At 61.3% G+C, this 18,201-nt stretch carries 20 protein-coding genes; 5 read left to right on the top strand and 15 right to left on the bottom strand.

The window, feature by feature from the left end; all coding sequences use genetic code 11:
- Positions 1-16: 16 nt before the first annotated feature.
- The 10 genes from ACZ1HH_RS05190 to fabD all read right to left on the bottom strand — a co-directional run bounded on the left by ACZ1HH_RS05190 (position 17) and on the right by fabD (position 9,853).
- The gene (locus tag ACZ1HH_RS05190) at positions 17-241 is read right to left on the bottom strand and encodes a GTA head formation protein, RCAP_rcc01685 family (RefSeq protein WP_011538399.1); all 225 of its coding nucleotides are present in this window, start codon (positions 239-241) and stop codon (positions 17-19) included.
- Positions 234-1,439, bottom strand: coding sequence for a phage portal protein (locus tag ACZ1HH_RS05185; protein WP_472636049.1), 1,206 nt, complete (start codon positions 1,437-1,439; stop codon positions 234-236). The genes ACZ1HH_RS05190 and ACZ1HH_RS05185 overlap by 8 nt, the downstream gene beginning before the upstream one ends.
- A gap of 248 nt (positions 1,440-1,687) precedes the next feature.
- A complete protein-coding gene (locus ACZ1HH_RS05180; protein ID WP_487320413.1) occupies positions 1,688-2,989 on the bottom strand; it encodes a DNA-packaging protein in 1,302 nt (433 codons plus the stop codon).
- Positions 2,958-3,311 (bottom strand): hypothetical protein, encoded by a 354-nt coding sequence (locus ACZ1HH_RS05175; protein WP_416368268.1) that lies wholly within the window; start codon positions 3,309-3,311, stop codon positions 2,958-2,960. Before ACZ1HH_RS05175 ends, ACZ1HH_RS05180 begins: the two co-directional genes overlap by 32 nt.
- A 318-nt stretch (positions 3,312-3,629) precedes the next feature.
- A complete protein-coding gene (gene mltG, locus ACZ1HH_RS05170) occupies positions 3,630-4,784 on the bottom strand; it encodes an endolytic transglycosylase MltG (RefSeq protein ID WP_011538395.1) in 1,155 nt (384 codons plus the stop codon).
- 1 nt (position 4,785) lies between these two features.
- Positions 4,786-6,054, bottom strand: coding sequence for a beta-ketoacyl-ACP synthase II (gene fabF / locus ACZ1HH_RS05165; RefSeq protein WP_011538394.1), 1,269 nt, complete (start codon positions 6,052-6,054; stop codon positions 4,786-4,788).
- Between the two features lie 560 nt (positions 6,055-6,614).
- Positions 6,615-7,358, bottom strand: coding sequence for a 1-(5-phosphoribosyl)-5-[(5-phosphoribosylamino)methylideneamino]imidazole-4-carboxamide isomerase (locus tag ACZ1HH_RS05160; RefSeq protein ID WP_011538393.1), 744 nt, complete (start codon positions 7,356-7,358; stop codon positions 6,615-6,617).
- Between the two features lie 183 nt (positions 7,359-7,541).
- Positions 7,542-7,775 carry an acyl carrier protein gene (locus ACZ1HH_RS05155; RefSeq protein WP_005645147.1) on the bottom strand — a complete coding sequence of 78 codons (234 nt, stop codon included), beginning with the start codon at positions 7,773-7,775 and terminating at the stop codon, positions 7,542-7,544.
- A gap of 384 nt (positions 7,776-8,159) precedes the next feature.
- Positions 8,160-8,897, bottom strand: a complete 738-nt coding sequence (fabG, locus tag ACZ1HH_RS05150) for a 3-oxoacyl-[acyl-carrier-protein] reductase (RefSeq protein ID WP_011538392.1) — start codon at positions 8,895-8,897, stop codon at positions 8,160-8,162.
- Between the two features lie 20 nt (positions 8,898-8,917).
- A complete protein-coding gene (gene fabD, locus ACZ1HH_RS05145; RefSeq protein WP_472636048.1) occupies positions 8,918-9,853 on the bottom strand; it encodes an ACP S-malonyltransferase in 936 nt (311 codons plus the stop codon).
- Between the two features lie 246 nt (positions 9,854-10,099).
- On the opposite strand from fabD, the gene ACZ1HH_RS05140 reads away from it, so the two are divergent.
- Positions 10,100-11,332 carry a cytochrome b/b6 domain-containing protein gene (locus tag ACZ1HH_RS05140; protein WP_472636047.1) on the top strand — a complete coding sequence of 411 codons (1,233 nt, stop codon included), beginning with the start codon at positions 10,100-10,102 and terminating at the stop codon, positions 11,330-11,332.
- 147 nt (positions 11,333-11,479) lie between these two features.
- On the opposite strand, the gene ACZ1HH_RS05135 is transcribed toward ACZ1HH_RS05140, so the two are convergent.
- The 3 genes from ACZ1HH_RS05135 to ACZ1HH_RS05125 all read right to left on the bottom strand — a co-directional run bounded on the left by ACZ1HH_RS05135 (position 11,480) and on the right by ACZ1HH_RS05125 (position 13,877).
- Positions 11,480-12,262 carry a substrate-binding periplasmic protein gene (locus ACZ1HH_RS05135; protein WP_011538389.1) on the bottom strand — a complete coding sequence of 261 codons (783 nt, stop codon included), beginning with the start codon at positions 12,260-12,262 and terminating at the stop codon, positions 11,480-11,482.
- Between the two features lie 235 nt (positions 12,263-12,497).
- Positions 12,498-13,073: a YceI family protein gene (locus ACZ1HH_RS05130; protein WP_011538388.1), complete on the bottom strand. Its 576-nt coding sequence runs from the start codon at positions 13,071-13,073 to the stop codon at positions 12,498-12,500.
- A 270-nt stretch (positions 13,074-13,343) separates the two neighbouring features.
- On the bottom strand, positions 13,344-13,877 hold the full coding sequence (locus ACZ1HH_RS05125) for a hypothetical protein (RefSeq protein WP_011538387.1): 534 nt from the start codon (positions 13,875-13,877) through the stop codon (positions 13,344-13,346).
- 420 nt (positions 13,878-14,297) lie between these two features.
- On the opposite strand from ACZ1HH_RS05125, the gene rpsF reads away from it, so the two are divergent.
- The 4 genes from rpsF to ACZ1HH_RS05105 all read left to right on the top strand — a co-directional run bounded on the left by rpsF (position 14,298) and on the right by ACZ1HH_RS05105 (position 16,010).
- On the top strand, positions 14,298-14,651 hold the full coding sequence (rpsF, locus tag ACZ1HH_RS05120) for a 30S ribosomal protein S6 (RefSeq protein WP_005608637.1): 354 nt from the start codon (positions 14,298-14,300) through the stop codon (positions 14,649-14,651).
- 30 nt (positions 14,652-14,681) lie between these two features.
- A complete protein-coding gene (gene rpsR / locus ACZ1HH_RS05115) occupies positions 14,682-14,909 on the top strand; it encodes a 30S ribosomal protein S18 (protein WP_005608650.1) in 228 nt (75 codons plus the stop codon).
- Positions 14,910-14,922: 13 nt separating this feature from the next.
- Positions 14,923-15,540, top strand: coding sequence for a 50S ribosomal protein L9 (gene rplI / locus ACZ1HH_RS05110; RefSeq protein ID WP_472636046.1), 618 nt, complete (start codon positions 14,923-14,925; stop codon positions 15,538-15,540).
- Between the two features lie 185 nt (positions 15,541-15,725).
- Entirely contained in the window at positions 15,726-16,010 is a 285-nt protein-coding gene (locus ACZ1HH_RS05105; RefSeq protein WP_044026720.1) for a hypothetical protein, read from the top strand.
- Between the two features lie 267 nt (positions 16,011-16,277).
- Here the strand turns inward: ACZ1HH_RS05105 and ACZ1HH_RS05100 are convergent, their stop codons facing one another.
- The gene (locus ACZ1HH_RS05100) at positions 16,278-16,844 is read right to left on the bottom strand and encodes a hypothetical protein (RefSeq protein ID WP_487320412.1); all 567 of its coding nucleotides are present in this window, start codon (positions 16,842-16,844) and stop codon (positions 16,278-16,280) included.
- A gap of 322 nt (positions 16,845-17,166) precedes the next feature.
- Positions 17,167-18,018: a flagellin N-terminal helical domain-containing protein gene (locus tag ACZ1HH_RS05095; RefSeq protein WP_044026718.1), complete on the bottom strand. Its 852-nt coding sequence runs from the start codon at positions 18,016-18,018 to the stop codon at positions 17,167-17,169.
- Between the last annotated feature and the right edge of the window lie 183 nt (positions 18,019-18,201).

Here is an 18,201-nt window from a genome sequence, read left to right as displayed (position 1 = left end):
ATTGCTTGATTATCACTCAGGGCATCTGCACGGAGAGAAAGCCCTGAAAGGCCTGCGCAAGGATCACGGCAGCGACGCCATAGACGGTGATCCAGAGCCGTTTTTCCAGCCGCTCCATCATCTGCTCCATCCGGTCCAGACGCCGGTTCAGCGCCTCCTGGCGAATTTCGCTCACCCGTTCATGGGCGCTCAGGCGCTGGCTTGGGGCGCAGTCAAAGGGCGGCAACGGATAGTCAGTCATCCGCCACCTCCGCCGTGCGCGGGGGCAGCCCAAGCATCTGGCGTTTCTCGGCCTCACTCAGGAAATCAGCCTCAGTGATGCGCCGCCACTGGGCCTCGCGCTCGCTGCTGAGGGCCTGCACTTGGTCAAGATCGGGTTTGAGCTCGACCGCCTCCGTGCCAAAGCGCATCAGCCAGTCCGAGAGCTTTGCCGCCACCCGCATCGCCAAGGGCAGCACCGACAGGCGATAAAACGCCCGGTTGGCCTCCTGATAGTTGGCATAGGTGGCATCGCCCGGAATGCCCAAGAGCATCGGCGGCACTCCAAAGGCCTGCGCGATCTCGCGCGCAGCGCTGTCCTTGGTGCGGTGAAACTCCATGTCTGAGGGGCTGAAGCCCATCTGTTTCCAGTCGAGCCCGCCCTCCAGCACCATGGGCCGCCCGGCATTGCGCGCACCCTGGAAATTGGCCTCGATCTCTTCGGAGAGGCGGCGGAACTGGTCGTCGCCCATCTGCCCCAGCCCATCCGATCCGGTCCAGACCAGCGCGCCGGAGGGTTGCGCCGCATTGTCCAGCAGGGATTTTGACCAGCGCGCGGCGGCGCCATGGACCTCGACCGCGGTGGCAGCCGCCTGAAGCGGCGCGAGCCCGTAGTGATCGTCCAGCGGGTGAAAGCTCTTGAGGTGGCAGATCGCCGGGCGCGCGGGGTCGATCGCAAAGCGATGCGTCTTGCCGCCCACCGCATAGTCATAGCGCACGGGCCAGCCATCTGCCCCCGGCACCACCCGCATGCGATCCGGGCGCAGCACATGCAGCTCGACGGGCCAGCCCTCCTCTGCCGCGACCGCTTCCAGATAGGCGTTGCCTGACAACAAAAGGTTGGCATAGAGCGCCTCCAGCATCTCGGCCCGCGCCTGGGTGGCGTTGGGTCGGGAGAGCAGCGCCAGCAGCGGATGGCTCTCGTAGCGGGCCTCCGTGCTTTGCAGCACCAGAGGCAGCGCGGCTGCGGCCTCGGCGATGAGCTTCACCGCGCGATGTCCAACCGGGTTGCCCAGAAACCCGGCCCGGGTCAAAGAGACCGTGTCGCGCGGCCCCCAGGCAGCGCGTGTGCCATTGCCCATGGGCAGCACCCGCGCAGCCGCGCTGGCCTTGAGCGACGGGGCCGCAGCCGCCGTCTGATCCACTCGCCCCGTCTTGCGTCGCAGCAGGTCAAAGACCATGGTGCTCTCCTTTGTTGGTCCGGTTTTGCGTCGGGGCCATGCCCGTCGTGTTGGAAAACAATCTGCCACAGGGGTTTGAACATCCTGCCAGCAGGGCGCGCGCTGGGGGCGCAACACCAACCGTAAGAGACTGATAAAAATGAAAAACGCCCGCGCGGGGCGGGCGTTTCACCAGAGGTTTCAAAGGACAGACCCTGATCTTCGGCGAGGGTATAATCCCCCTGCCGTGGATCGGCCCCGCCTTCGCGTTACAGGCGACGGATATTGGGGCAACGATGCTGCTCTGCTGGGCCGATAATCAGCGCATGCAGCGCCCAGACCAGCGCATCCACACGATCCGGGGATCCATCCCCGCGATAGCCCTGCGCCGTCATCAGGCACATCTGCTCTTCGAGCTCTTGCAGGCCCGGTGCATGATGCACGCGCCCCTGCTCATAGAGCGCCGCCACCGGCTCCGCCCGCGCCACCTTGCCTTTGCTGGCATGCACGGGGGTGAAAGGCACCAGCGGATCAATCTGGCGCAACACCGTGCCCACCAGCGCGCCGCCCTGGTTGACCTCTGCCACCAGGCGGTCCGCTTTGTAGGCATCGCGCGCCGCAATCGCCGCTCGAGCCCAGCCGGTGGGACCAAGCCCCTGTACCGTATGATCAGCCAGCACATGGGCCCGCCACGACGAGATCGGCCCCTGTGTCTGCGCGCCTGCAACGATGATCCCGCAGGCATCAGAGCCCTTGTGCGCGCTCACCGAGGGGTCGACGGCCACCACGATGCGATCAAGACGCGGGGTGTCGCGCCGCTGAAGCTCTGCCAGCATGTCAGAGCTCCAGAGCGCGCCGTCCACATCCGCAAGCAAGACGCCATCAAGCTCCTGCCGCGCCAGTCGGGAGCCCGCATAGCGCGCCCGCACTTCACTGAGGAAACTTGGTGCAAGATTTGCGCTGTTGGCCTCGGTGGGGGCATGGGTGGTGACGGTCGAGGGGCTTTCGAGCAGCCCCTTCAGAAGGGGTACATTGCGCGGTGTGGTGGTGACGCAGACGCGCGGCGCTGTCCCAAGCCGCAGGGCAAACTGCAACATGTCCCAGGCCTCCTGTGCGCGGCGCCACTTGGCCAGTTCGTCGACCCAGGCCGCATCGAACTGCGGCCCACGCAGCGCCTCTGGATCAGAGGCCGAGAACGCCTGCGCGCTTGCCCCGTTGGGCCAGAGCAATCGGCGTTCGCCCGCACGCCACTCCGGGCGTCGATCCGGTGGCGAACAGGCAAGGATACCGCTGTCACCGTGGATCATCACGTCGCGGACCTGATCATAGGTCTCCCCCACCAGCGCCACGCGACGCGCAGACCCGACGCCAAAGGGCCCTGCCCCCTCGACCTGGCCGCGCACCCATTCCGCACCGGCGCGCGTCTTTCCCGCCCCGCGCCCGCCAAGGATCACCCAGGCGCGCCAGTCGCCCAGCGGGGGGCGCTGATGCGGGAGCGCCCAGAGATCAAACATATAGGGCAGCGCGGCCAATGTGTGATCATCCATCTCCTCCAGCCAGATCTGCGTCATGAAGCGCGGCGCGCAGGCCAGCCAGGCGGCGCTCGATCTCATCGCGGGCGGCACAGAGGTCGAAGGCCACCATGCGGGCGGCACCAGGGGAGTCTTTGCGATCGACAAGGGTTTTCTCCACTTTCTGAATGTCACGGATCAGGCCATCGAGCCTTGCGATCTGCGGTTTCAACTGGGCGGTGTCGGGATTGATGTCCTGCTCGGCCTCATACTGGGCGAGGTACTCCTCGCTCACGCGGCGCGCGCGCCGGAGGCTCTCATGGAGCGAGCGCAAAAGCTCCGAACTGATCTCGATCAGCTCTTCGGGGGTCTGTGATGTCATGGGGGCACAGCCTCGTCTCTGAACGATCCGACGGGAGAAACGGGAGGCGAGGATCAAGGCCCGTCCAGGTCCTGCGATCCTTGCCCCCACGTTTTCCAGCTGCTGTGATAGGTTTTACACCTGCCGCCTGAAGGTCTCGTCAATCCGGCGTTCGCCCCTGTGGCAACAGGGGATGCGAGGCTCTGCCTCGCGCTCCGGGATATTTGGCGTTAGAAGAAGCAGCCCCTCGCATGGCCGCCCTTCTTCTAACCTAAAATATCCCGGGGGGGGGGCTTTGCCCAGCAAAGCACAAGGGGGGCAGCGCCCCCCTCATGACTGTCAGTTGTTGTTGCGCTCGGCTTCGATCTTTCGCCATTTCGCGACGTTGCGATTGTGCTCTTCGAGCGTTTCGGCAAAAGCATGGCCGCCGGTGCCATCGGCCACAAAGAACACATAGTCGGTCTGATCCGGGTTCACTGCCGCCACCAGGCTTTCAAGCCCGGGATTGGCGATGGGTGTTGGTGGAAGACCTTCGATCACATACGTGTTCCACGGCGTTGCGCCGCGCAGCTCGCTCTGCCGTAGGCCCCGGCCCAGGACGCCCTCGCCCTTGGTCACGCCATAGATCACCGTCGGGTCGGTCTGAAGGCGCATGCCGCGCCGCAGGCGGTTGGTGAAGACAGAGGCCACCACACCGCGTTCCTCAGCAACGCCGGTTTCCTTCTCGATGATCGAGGCGAGGATCAGCATTTCCTCTGGGGTTTTGACAGCCGCATCGGGGCTACGGGCTTCCCAGGCGTCCGCGATCCGCCTGTCTTGCCGCGCCTGCATCTCGGCCAGCACCGCCTCGCGCGAGGTTCCGGGGCGGACCTCATAGCTGTCGGGTGCAAGGCTGCCCTCCGGCGGACGTCGGCCCGGCTCCCCCTCGAGAATGTCCATCGCCTTCAGGGACTCGACCACCTGCCAGCTGGTCACGCCTTCTGCCAGTGCAATACGGTAGCGCGTGTCAGCCTCGGACTTTTTCTCGGTATAGACCGCGGGGGTCTCATCCACGCCGGGGACGAACTCCGCACGTTCCACAAAGGCATTGGTCGCCGGGTCCAGCTCGCGCACCTCGGCCAGCACGCGGGTCACACCAACGCGATAGACGATCTCGGTGCCGCAGGTGGAGGCCCCGCCCCGGGTGATCTGATCCACGATCCCTTCCATCGAAGCGCCGGGCTCCACAAGGTAGCTGCCTGCCTTGAGGTCCTGCGCCTTGTCGGAATATTTCACCCCGATGCGAAAGATGGTGCCGCTCGAGACCACGCCGTCGCTTTCAAGACGGCGAGACACCCGTGCCATATTGGTCCCCGAGGGCACCTGAAAACAGATCGCTTCGGACAGGGGGCCCTCGGCGGTGTATTCATTCTTGCCCCACAGGATCACCCCCGCGAAGAGAAACAGGCCGACGATCAGGATCGTCAGCATGTTCGAGGCCAGACTGCGCCACATATCAGTCGCTCACTTTCCCGAAGACCACCGAAGCATTGGTGCCGCCGAAGCCGAAGGAGTTGGACAGCGCCACGTCGATCTTGCGTTCGCGCTTGGCATTGGGGGCCAGATCAACCGGCGTCTCCACAGCGGGAGTGTCGAGGTTGATGGTCGGCGGGGCCACCTGATCGCGGATCGCCAGAATGGAGAAGATCGCCTCGATCGCGCCCGCCGCGCCCAAAAGGTGCCCGGTTGCGGATTTGGTCGAGGACATCGTCGCATTCTTGGCGTGATCGCCCAACAGACGCTCCACGGCACCAAGCTCGATGGTGTCAGCCATGGTGGAGGTGCCATGCGCGTTGATATAGTCGACATCTGCCGCGCTCAGCCCCGCATTGGCCAGCGCTGCGCGCATGGAGCGCTCGCCGCCTTCGCCATCCTCGGAGGGGGCGGTGATGTGATAGGCATCGCCCGACAGACCATAGCCCAGAACCTCGCCGTAGATCTTGGCGCCGCGTGCCTTGGCGTGTTCGTATTCCTCGAGCACCACGATGCCTGCGCCCTCGCCCATCACGAAGCCGTCACGGTCTGCATCATAGGGACGCGAGGCTTTGGTGGGATCCTCGGCATATTTCGTCGAAAGCGCCTTGCACGCGTTAAAGCCCGCAATGCCAATCTCGCAGATTGCCGCCTCGGCCCCGCCTGCGATCATCACATCCGCATCGCCGGATTTAATGAGACGCGACGCATCGCCAATCGCATGAGCGCCCGTGGAACACGCGGTCACAACCGAGTGGTTTGGACCTTTGAAGCCATGACGGATGGAGACCTGACCGGAGATGAGGTTGATCAGCGCGCCGGGAATAAAGAACGGAGACACGCGACGCGGGCCCTTTTCCTTAATCATGACGGCTGTATCTGCAATCGAGCTCAGACCACCGATACCGGAGCCGATCATCACGCCGGTGCGCAGACGGTCCTCTTCGGCTTCGGGGGTCCAGCCTGCGTCCTTCACGGCCATTTCAGCGGCGGCGATCCCGTAGAGGATGAAATCGTCGATCTTCTTTTGATCTTTTTTCACAACCCAATCGTCAGGATTGAAGGTGCCATTGCTGCCGTCGCCACGGGGCACTTCACAGGCATAGGTTGTTGCAACACCGCTGGCCTCTGCATCAAACAGAGTGATGGGGCCCGCGCCGGACTGGCCATCCAGAAGACGTGCCCAAGTTTCCTCAACCCCAGATGCCAGGGGGGTCACCAGGCCCAGACCGGTAACTACTACTCGACGCATTCCTTGCTCTCCTTAGCGCTTCAGGCGATTTGCCCACCCAAATAGCTTGGAATGACCAAAGGGCGCAAGTGCAGGAAGCCGCGCGGGGCGTTCCGGCATATTTGCGTCAAATCTCGCCGAACTTTCCACAGGACGTAAGGGTTTGGTAAGCGTGATCAAGGAGACTGGTCCTTGGACGAAGCAACATTCCAGGGGTCGCAGATGGCGCTCTCTCAAGAAAACAGGCCGTAGGCGAATAATTTGCCTGCGGCCTGTGACGTTTCAAACCCTTTGAAAATTTTCGTGGCGCGGCTCTCAGGGCTGCAGTTCCGAGGGGGCACGTTCGCAGGCGTCCGCAGGCGGAGCGTTTGGCCGCAGACCCTATGATGCCCCCCGAGAGAGACTGGGGGACGCCGGGTTTGGGGCAAAGGAGAGCAGAGCCCCCTGCACCCAAGGTCTGACTTATACATCGTCAGCGGCCTTGAACCGGCGCGTCGCGCTAAGACTGGCCAAGACCGCATTCGGTGTCAGCACAGGTTCAACGCGGGCCGCTCGGAGCGGGGACCAGAGCCCCCGAGTGATCAGAGGAACTCTGCCACGGGTTCGGGGTTGGGCTGCGCCGTCTCCATCGCCTCTTCGAGGGTGATGGTTTTGTTGAAGAGTGCCCGGCCCACCAGAGCGCCAGAAATATTGGGCAGATATTTCAGCCTCGAAATATCGTCCTTGCTGCGCACCACGCCGCTTGCGATCACCGGAGAATGCGCCTGCTCCGCAAGGCCTGAGATCAAGCCAAGCTGGGCGTCCAGATCGCTCATGTCACTATCGATGTCGGTCACCAGAATGCCCGCAAATGGGGCGTTGCCAAAGGCTTTGACAAAAGCCTCGGGGGTCCAGGCCCCGGATTTACGCCAGCCTTCGGTCATCACCTGCCCCTGCCAGACATCCACCGCGAGGACCACCTGGTCGGGGTAGTATTTGGCCAGCTCTGCCACCGCAGCAGGATCATAAGCCGCCATGGTGCCGATCACCACGCGCCCCACGCCCTTTTCGATCCAGAACTCGGCCTGCTCTCGCGAGCGGATGCCGCCGCCGAGCTGGATGGGCAGACCCGCCGTGCGAATGAGCTCCTCCACAAGGTCCTGATTGCTGCTGTCGCCCTGAAGCGCATTGAAATCGGTCAGATGCATCCACTCGGCGCCCGCCTCGGCAAAGCCCTTGGCGGTTTCAACCGGGTCCACATGCCAGATCATCGGCGCATCCAGATTGCCTTTGTCCAGCGTCACACACCGCCCGTCCAAAAGTTCCATCGTGGGATAAATCATCATGCGCTGTTCTCTCCGATCAATTTCATAATGATTATGAGTGTAGCACGAAGTCAGCAAAATTCGACCCGCTGCCGGCAGGTGAATGGTTAACACAAGCGGGCAGACAAACAGAAAGCGGCGCTTCCCTTCAGGAAAGCGCCGCCTCTTCAATCACGAAATCGTGAGGTCTCTTACTAAGTCCGATCAGGACGCTTCGGAGATGAACTTCACTGCGTCGCCGAAGGTCTGGATGGTCTCGGCCGCGTCGTCCGGGATCTCGATGCCGAACTCTTCTTCGAACGCCATAACCAGCTCAACTGTGTCGAGGCTGTCTGCGCCAAGGTCGTCGATGAAGGAGGCGCTCTCGGTCACCTTGTCTTCTTCAACACCCAGGTGCTCTACAACGATCTTTTTCACGCGATCTGCGACGTCGCTCATGTCTATTCCTCGTTCTTTACTGGGCTTGCGCCCGGTTCTGCCCTTGCCCACTCGGGAAGGTTGGTTTTTGCCCAAGCGGGCGGTGGGGGTCCCGTTTTGGAAACGGAAGCGAGATGGCCAGACGAGACGCCTGCCAACACGCAAGATGGGGGGCCTATAGCACAGACGCAAGCCGACGCAAATGATTTCCAATATCTTACCCACCTTTGCGGCTGCCGCCATCGCGCCCGCCCCGAACCCGCGCGATGGCGTCATGGCACTGCTCCGGGCACTGCCACCGATGGGTCTGAACAGACTGCCGTTAGGTCATGCAAGCCGTTGAAACACATAAAAAAGCCGCACCTCAATAAAGGCGCGGCTTGGTCGTTTGAGCGGGTGTGGCGCTTAGAGCATCGCCATGCCGCCATTCACATGCAGCGTGGTGCCGGTGACATAGGCGGCTTCTTGCGACGCCAGATAAAGCACTGCGGCGGCGATTTCTTTCGAATCCCCCATACGGCCTGCGGGGATCTGGCTGAGGATCGCCTCTTTCTGGGTGTCGTTGAGTTTGTCGGTCATGGCGGTCGCGATGAAGCCCGGCGCCACGGCGTTCACGGTGATGCCACGGTTTGCAACCTCATAGGCCAGCGACTTGGACATGCCGACCATGCCCGCCTTGGAGGCCGCATAGTTGCCCTGACCGGGGTTGCCGGTGGCGCCCACAACGGAGGAGATATTCACGATCCGGCCCCAGCGTGCCTTCATCATGCCGCGCAGCACACCGCGGCACAGGCGCATGGTGGAGGTGAGGTTCACATCGAGGACGCTCTGCCATTCCTCGTCCTTCATGCGCATGAAGAGGTTGTCCTTGGTGATGCCGGCGTTGTTGACCAGGATGTCAACAGAGCCCATCGCCTCTGCGGCCTGTTTCGGCAGCGCCTCGACGGCCTCGGCGTCGGAGAGGTTGCAGGTCACAACATGAGCCCGCTCGCCAAGCTCCTCGGCCAAGGCGTGCAGCGGGTCTGGCCGGGTGCCGGAGAGCGCAACAGTCGCCCCCGCTGCGTGGAGCGCGCGCGCAATGTCGCCACCGATGCCACCGGATGCGCCTGTGATCAGCGCGTTCTTACCTGTCAGATCAAACATCTTTGTCTCTTCCTTATGGATTATGCGCCGGTCACGGCTTTGACGTCAGCGTCGGTGCCGACCTGTTTTGAGACCAGGGCGCGGTCGATCTTGCGGATCATACCCGAAAGCGCCTTGCCCGCGCCGATCTCCCAGAACTCTGTGACGCCCTTGGCCGCCATCGCCGCGACGCTCTCGCGCCAGCGCACCGACCCTGTGACCTGCTCCACCAAAAGGGCGCGGATGGTGTCGGGGTCGGTGACCGCATCGGCGCGCACATTGGCGATCAGCGGCACCGCAGGCGCCTTGATTTCCACGCCTGCAAGTGCCTCGGCCATCACATCGGCGGCGGGCTGCATCAGGGCACAGTGGAAGGGGGCGGAGACCGGCAGCATCACCGCGCGTTTGGCGCCTTTTTCCTTGGCGATCTCGGCGGCGCGCTCTACCGCGGCCTTGTGGCCGGAGACCACCACCTGCGTCGGGTCATTGTCATTTGCGGCCTGCACCACCTCGCCCTCGGCTGCGGCCTCGGCGGCCACGGCTTTTACGGTTTCAAAATCAAGCCCGAGAAGCGCGGCCATCGCACCGACACCCACCGGCACGGCGCTTTGCATCGCCTGCCCTCGAGTGCGCAGCAGGCGAGCGGTGTCGGCGATCGAGAGCGCACCGGCTGCCGCCAGCGCGGAATATTCCCCCAAGGAGTGCCCGGCCACAAAGGCGGCCTTGTCGATGCTGACGCCCTCTGCCTCCAGCGCGCGCATTGCCGCCATGGAGGTCGCCATCAACGCCGGCTGAGCGTTCTGCGTCAGGGTCAAGGTCTCGATGTCGCCCTCCCAGATCAGGTGGCTCAGGCTCTCTCCGAGGGCCTCGTCCACCTCGTTGAACACGGCTTTGGCGGCCGGATAAGCCTCCGCCAGCGCTTTGCCCATTCCGATGGTCTGAGCCCCCTGGCCGGGGAAAACAAAAGCGATCGACATGGCTGTCCTCATTCCTAAAACTGTCTTTCGGGCTGGTTTAGCGACCCAAGGGAAGGCACACAAGCATTTCACGAGTGCGAGAGTTCCAGAGCGCACACCTCGCGCCGACACGCAGGCCTTCTGTGCGCCAGTGAAGAGCGCGCACCCTTGCGTGCAGGCCCAGTGTCATTACCTTGGCTATAACACCCGGCCCCGCGTCCGGAGTCCTCTTATCCCAGTTTTCCTCTCATCAAGGACAGATGTTCCATGTCGCGCCAAAACACCCCGCAGAGCTACGGCTCCATCACCAAGAGCTTTCACTGGCTGACCGCTCTCCTGATCCTGACCGCCTTTCCGCTTGGATATTTTGCAACCGAATTGGCAGAGCATATCCAGAGCAGCGCGTTTGACGGCTCCCAAGCGACGATTGATCGCGCTACGCTCCTGTTTTCGCTTCATAAAACCATTGGCGTTGCGGTGTTTTTTACCGCGCTCCTGCGCATCCTCTGGGCCATCACCCAGGAAAAGCCGGGCCTGTTGCACCCGGATCGCAAGCTGGAGGCCTGGGCGGCAGAGACGGCCCATTGGGTGCTCTATGGCGCGATGGTGATTGTGCCGCTTTCGGGCTGGATTCATCACGCGGCGACCGATGGGTTTGCGCCGATCTGGTGGCCCTTTGGGCAAAACCTGCCGCTGGTGCCCAAATCCGAGTTTGTCTCCAAACTGTCGTCTTCGGTGCATTTCTACGCGATGCTGCTGCTTGGCGCGTCGATCCTGGCGCATGTGGGTGGCGCGCTCAAACATCATGTGATCGATAAGGACAGCACGTTGGTGCGCATGCTGCCGGGCCGTCGCGCTCTGCCCGAGCCGCCCGCACAACACCATTCTGCCTTGCCGCTGCTGACAGCGCTCGTGGTCTGGGGCGCGGTGATCGGTGGCAGCACAATGCTCTTTCTAAACACCCAGAGCGCCAAAGGCACCGTGGCACCGGTGGCAGCTGCACCGGTTGAAGGCTCGGGCTGGACTGTCGAAAACGGAACGCTGGCGATCGAAGTGGTCCAGATGGGCAGCGCCATCACGGGTACATTCTCCGACTGGCGCGCCAAGATCGACTTTGAAGAACCCACCAGCCCCGGCCCGGCCGGTCGTGTCGAGGTCGCCATTGCCATCCCATCGCTCACGCTCGGGTCTGTGACCGATCAGGCCATGGGGTCGGACTACTTTGACGCCGAGACCTATCCGCAGGCGACGTTTGAGGCCGAGATCATCCAGATCGAGGGCGCGCAGTACGAGGCACAAGGCACGCTCACCATTCGAGACCAGACGGTGGCGACCACCCTGCCCTTCACGCTCGATCTTGACGGGGATACGGCCACCATGAGCGGGCGAACGGAGGTGAACCGTCTCGATTTCAACATCGGGACCGGCACGCAAGACGAGGGCACCCTGGCCTTTGGCGTCGACATCACGGTGGATCTGGTCGCCACACGCGCGCCCTGAGACGCGCACCCTAGATCAAACGCTTGCGCGTAAATGCCGCTCCAAGCAAAAACCGCCGCGCTTCCATAAAAGGGACGCGCGGCGGCCTGTTTTCATGTCATGGTCTTTGTTGCAATCGTCGCAATCAGAGACCGCGCACCCGCACGATCAATGACCGAGGTACTGGGTGCCGAGCGTGTCGCGATAGCGCTCCGCCCAGGCTTTGTTGATCGCATCGATCGAGCCATCCGCCTTGGCCTCGGCATAGCAGCGGTTGAAATCCTCTGCGAGCGCCGCATCCCGGAAGTTCATCGCATAATCCGAGGGCGCAAAGATCGCCTGGAAGGTCACGCTTTGATTGGGGTCGAACATCAGATCGCCGGATTGCTCGCGCAGCTGGCGGTTATATTCGGCAAAGATCATACCATCGCCCACAACCGCATCGACGCGTTTGCCAAAGATCATCCGGCTCTGGCCGATCTGATCCGCGATTTCCTTGTAGCTCTTGAAGCTCGGGACCGCGTCCTTCAGACCCGGCAGAATGTCGGACGCCCCCATAAAGGCGATCACGGAATGGCCCGCAAGCGCGGCAAGATCGCCATAGCTCTCACCCGCCTCGCTGAGGAACGACACGCCGTTTTGATACTGCACATACACATCGCTCTGGGTGCCGCCGAGCGGCATGCCAACGGGGACGGTGGCCACGGCGTCAGCGGTTCCATTGGAATAGGTCTTCCAGTGGCGGGTGAAGGGCTGGATTTCAAACGTCACCGTATGCCCGCATCGCTCCATCACGGTAGAGATCACCTCGGCCTCACGCCCGCTGCCGTCCTCGTTGAACATGGGCGGCAGATCTCCGGCGAGGATCGTGATCTCATCCGCGCTGGCATGAGACGGGCTCTGGAACAGAGCCAGCGAGAGCGCGGCAACAAAACTGGTGGCTTTTAACATCGTAAGGCTCCTGATCGGGCAGCATGTATATCCAAGTGCCATTATGATCCGGCAGGCTCACTAACGAGGCCTTAACACCGCAGAGGTGGGAGCGGCCGATCTGTCTAAGAGTTTAGCAAACGTCTTGAAGTTCGCGCAGAGCTGCCCATGCGGAATCAGCAGGTGCAGCACGGCAACAAAAAACCACCGGTCCCTCGGGGCCGGTGGTCGATTGGCGCCGTGAGTGGGGTCGCCGTTACTCGGCCTTCATCGCCTCGACAGAGATCTGCACTTCGACCTCGTCGCTGACGAAGGGCGCGAACTGGCCTAGCTCGTACTCAGAGCGTACCAGAGTGGTGGTGGCGTCAAAGCCCGCCCAGGGTTTCTTTGCCATCGGGTGCTCGCCGACTTTGTTGAGCTTGGCATCCAGCACCACGGATTTGGTCACACCGTTGAGGGTCAGATCGCCGGTGATCTTGGCGGTGTCCTCGCCGGTCACTTCGATCGCGGTGGAGGTGAAGGACACCATCTCGTCGTCGGTCGCGCCAAAGAAGTCATCGGACATGAAGTGGTTGAAACGACCTTCCCAGCCGGTGAACATGGATTTCACGGGCATGGACACGGACACGGAGGAGTTCGCCGGATCTTCCTGATCGAACATGATCTCGCCTTCAAAGCCGGAGAACATGCCCCAAGTGGTCGAGTAACCAAGGTGGTTGTAGTTGAACAGGATCTGGCTGTGGCTCGCATCCAGCGTGTACTTCTCGGGGGCTGCAAAAGCAGTGGTCGCAGTGGTGCCGATCAGCGCAGCAGCAAGGAGGATCTTTTTCATGTGTCTGGGCTCCAGAGTGTGTGTGTTTGATGGGTCTAATGTCGGCGATGCGGTTGGCTTCAGCTAGTCCGCAAAACCCAACATGTGATGTTGGGAAATGAACACCCGGCTGTGCGCCGGATGCGATTGGTATAAAACGGCGCTGCACAATTGACCCGCCAAATCCTGTCGGATCGGGCGGGCCTCACGGGAATGTCATAAAATGTGGGGTCTTGACGCGCCCGGGCCACGCCCCGCGCGGGCGGGATCAGCGGCGCCGTGCGGACGCGGTCAACTCACGATGCGCAGATGCGGCCTCAGCTGCGCCAAGAGGAGCTTGCGGGTGGCGCGGCCTTCGAGCGGCAGCTCCGCCAGAAGGCGGCCATCGGTTTCGAGGATCTGCAACACCTTGCCATCAAACCGCGCCGCGCCGAGCGAGGCATAGCTGCGCCGCATCAGCACCACCGGGCGACCATCGCTGCGCATTTCCTCGATCCGCAGCTCGTTGCGTTGGGCGTCGAAATGAAACTCCGGGGGCAGTTTCACGTCCCGCTGCAGCAAGAGGCATAGCCCAGCAAACAGCAGGAACACCGAGACCCCGATCCGAATGAGCGCCATCTGCGGATCCGCACCGGACTCGGGCATCAGCCAGAGTCCGGTCGAGGCCAGCACCATGCCACCGCCGAGCAGACGCAGCAGCAGGGCAGACACGGATCCGCCGGGACGAAGGGTGACTTGCGACGGCGCATCGGTACGAAACCCCGGCACATGGTCAATCGGAGCAACACGGGTGAAATCGATGACGTTCTGATCGATCATGGCCATGGCTTTAATCCTTCCTGCTCCACCGCGCCGCTGGGCGTCGTTAACGAGTTGTTAACCTATTTGATTGCGTCGGATTGGGGCAGCAGTGTGGCCGTCATTGGGAAAAATCCGTACCTCACCCTGCGCCGCCTTACCCTGCGCCGCCTTTGTGACGGCCTCGTCACGCCGCCCCCTGCCCGGTTGGCCCGCCGCCCCCTGCCCGGTTGGCCCGCGGTTTGCGATCGACGACAGGCTGCACAGATGGCATCGCGACAGGCGGTAATGTGACGGGGCAGGATGGCCGCTTGCGCTTTGGGGCAAAGCCGTCTAAGGGAAGGCCTCCTTCCGTATCTTTTGATCCGCGCAGACTCTCGTGGTGGGGCAGCGGAAGGCAAATATGCCCCTCCTATGAAATGCGCCCAGACACAAACAGGAGTTCGCATGCCACTCTACGAGCATGTCATGATTGCGCGTCAGGACCTGTCCAACTCGCAAGCTGAAGGCCTCATCGAACACTTCGGTGCTGTTCTGTCCGACAACGGCGGTAAGCTGGTCGACCAGGAGTACTGGGGCGTCAAGACGATGGCCTACAAGATCAACAAAAACCGCAAGGGCCACTATGCCTTCCTGCGCTCCGACGCCCCGTCGTCGGCCGTTCAGGAAATGGAGCGCCTGATGCGTCTGCATGATGACGTGATGCGCGTTCTGACCATCAAGGTCGAAGAGCACGCCGAAGGCCCCTCGGTCCAGATGCAGAAACGTGACGAACGCGACAACCGTCGCGAGCGCCGCTGATCTAACGCTTGAGAAAAAGGACGCTAAACCATGGCAGCCAAACCATTTTTCCGTCGCCGGAAAGTGTGCCCGTTCTCTGGTGAGAACGCACCCAAAATCGACTACAAAGACACGCGTCTCCTGCAGCGCTACATCTCTGAGCGTGGCAAGATCGTGCCGTCCCGTATCACCGCCGTTTCGGCAAAGAAGCAGCGTGAACTGGCCCGTGCCATCAAACGCGCCCGCTTCCTCGCCCTGCTGCCCTACGCCGTGAAGTAAGGAGACCTGATCCATGCAAGTTATCCTTCTTGAACGTGTCGCAAAGCTCGGCCAGATGGGCGACGTCGTTGACGTAAAGCCCGGTTTCGCACGCAACTACCTGCTGCCGCAGGGCAAGGCTCAGACCGCGTCTGACGCCAACATCGCAGCTTTTGAAGCCCAGAAAGCGCAGCTCGAAGCGCGCAACCTGGAGACCAAAAAAGAAGCAGAAGCTCTCGGCGAGAAACTCGGCGGCCAGCAGTTCGTCGTGATTCGCTCTGCCTCCGATGGCGGCAACCTCTACGGCTCCGTCACCACCCGTGACGCGGCTGACGTTGCAACCGAAGAAGGCTTCTCGGTGGACCGCAAGCAGGTCATCATCCGTGAGCCGATCAAAACCCTGGGTCTGCACATCGCAGAAGTGCACCTGCACCCCGAGGTTATGGTGACCATCGAGCTGAACGTGGCCCGCTCCCCCGAGGAAGCGGAACTTCAGGCCTCCGGCAAGTCCATCCAGGAACTGGCCGCTGAAGAAGAAGCCGCAGCAGAGTTCGAAATCTCCGAACTCTTCGACGACATCGGTGGCGCAGCTTCCGACGACGACGAAGGCGACGCTCCGGCAGCCGCCGCAGACGAAGAAGAGTCCAAGTAAGCTTTGGCTTAAGGCAAAGGCGGCTGAGGCTGCCCTTTGTCGGGAACAGAAAAGGCGGCATCTTCGGATGCCGCCTTTTTCTTTAGTAGTGTCTTCAAATCGTTTGATCTGTTTATAGCATCTTGTGGTTTCGCGGCGTCTGGCCAATTTGATACACGACAAACCAGATTTCGGGCGCAGTTGGCATGGAAGACAAGAATGACAGGGTTTCCACATCGCTCGCCCTATTAGTTGTCCTTTGGCCGGCTGGCCTCTGGCTCATTGGCTTCTTCGTCGCTCAACTTGCCCGGCTCAATGGCTGTAGGATATGGGCAAGAGGCCCTGAAGAATGCCTATTCTTAGGAACGGACGTCGGCGAATACATCTACCCGCTTTGGTCGCTGGGATTCTACTTGATGGGTGTTTTTCTGTGGATTCCAATCGGGCTTATCCTTCTTGGCGTCATCCGCTTCATCCGTCGTGCAAGCTGAACCTGACAGATCACAGCAATCGTTATCCAAACCTAAAGCACCTCACCTCAATGCCCGTTGCATGGCGTCCGAAGGGTTAATACTTCTGGCGCGTGCATGGAACCATTGAATATAGCCCGCGAGTTTCTTGGAGACGGCGCCGCGAAATGGGCGATGAAAATCTTTGAAGCGCGAATGCAGAGAATTGACGTTCTGGATGTGATATGAGGCCGACATGGTCTTTTGATCCGGTTTGCTTCGAACCATACAGTCCTCGAAGCCTTGGGCCTATGAAGGCGCCTTATAGGCGGGATGAGCGTCAGTGCAGAGAACCTCATCGGGAGCCAGCATCGGAGACAGTGCTCGCCTGATGGTAGAATGATTGCGATTGGGAATGCGCTCAAAGCAGCGGGCACGGTAACGATCAACAACAGTGAGAATGGGCAACTGCCACTTGGAGAGACCGCACAGCATGGGCACCCCTTTCTTGCCGTATTCATACCAGCGCATTCTAGGAGGCTTGGGGTCGTCGAGAGGATCGCGCTGATGTCTGACCCACTCACGACTGCCTTTGCGGGATTCCCTCTGGTATGTTTCGTCGGCCTCAACGATGCCTGAAAAGTCCGTATCGGATGTGCCAGAAAGAGCGGAGAGTGCAATCAAACGACAGCGCCATACTGTGTGTTTGTTGAGACCAAGGCATCTTGCCAGCACGCGAACGGATGATAGCGGGCGTGGCCCCGGCATATCCTTCAACACATCGAAGAACAGCCCTGGCCGATGAATGCGCGCAATCCGTGTGCCAGTGCGTCCATTGAAGGTCCTTTTACAGCTGCCACAACGGTAGCGCTGCACATTCGTGCGCGTCTTGCCCCATTTTTACCGCTTGCCGCTACCGCACTGGGGGCATTCACGAGCACCGCAACCCTCGATTTGAGCGAGTGCTTCCTTTATCCTAATCCGAGCCCTCGCTTCTTCAATCTGCGCAGTGCCCAGTAAATCAAAGTGCTTGAGGAACTGGGTAAATTGGTGCTGGTGCATTTTCGGCTCCTTTCAGAAAGCCGAATAATATTGGCCACCTACGCCAAAAGCGACGAGGACCAACACGATTTGCGGACACTACTTTTCTATTGTGCTCACTAGATTTGCTTGCGGTGCGCCGCCCATTCGCCGCCCTCTAGCGGCGGAACAGCTCGAGCAGCAGCCTTGGGGATTGATTGGCAATGGTGAGCGACTGGATCGCCAGTTCCTGCTGGGTCTTCAGCGCCGAGAGACGCGCCGAGGCCTCTTCCATATCCGTGTCGGTCATGGCGGAGACACCTTGCTCCATGGCGTCCACCAGACGCCCCACAAAGTCCGATTGATCCTCGATCCGCGAGGCCGATGAGCCCAGCGACGCCGCGCCGTTGATCGCCACCTGCAAGAAATCCTCGATCTCGGTCAGCGCGGTGGCCGCGGTTGTGGAATCCGTGATCGCCGTGAGGTTGCTGGCCAGATCCAGAGAGGAGTCGAAATTCACCGAAGCCACGGAGATCTCGCTCGACGTGACGGTGCCGCCAGCGCCGCTGCGATCCAGCGAAGCCAGGACCCCAAGTGAGGTGGCGCCATTGCCATCAACATCGGTCGAGAGCAGATTTGCACCGTTGAACTGCGCGGCAGAGATGATCGCCTCGATCTGGTCCACCTTGGAGGTGATGTCGGTCTGAATGGTATCATGATCGACGTTCTCGGACTGCGCCGAAACAATCAGTTCTTTGATTTCCGTAAGTTTTTCAACAATCTGCTCCGCTCCGGCAGAGGCCACGGCCACGGTTGCCTCGCCCAACGCGAGGCTGCTCTTGATTGAGCGGAAGCCAGAGATGTCGGCCTCCATCGTCTTGGAGATGGCCCAGACCGCAGAATTGTCTTTGGCCGCACCGATCCGCTTGCCGGTGGAGATCGAGGTCTGCACGTCGTTCAGGTTGCCGTTAATGGCCTTGAGAGTGCGCAGGGCCGTCATCGCCCCGTAATTGGTCAATATACTGGACATTTGAGAAGGTTCCATCGAGAGGGACATGCCGTCCCACAGGTGAAGATCCCGTTTTCTAAGATCGCCCCGTATCGCTTTGGACACTGCCAAACCAAAGGCCCGGCGCCATCCCCAGATTGTCCCGCAGGATGCCTGTTAACGATATACAGAAAAAGATTAACATATGCCTAACAGTTACGCAGG

It is taken from the genome of Epibacterium sp. HA2-3, assembly GCF_055693725.2.
This window is presented reverse-complemented; position numbering and strand designations above follow the sequence as displayed.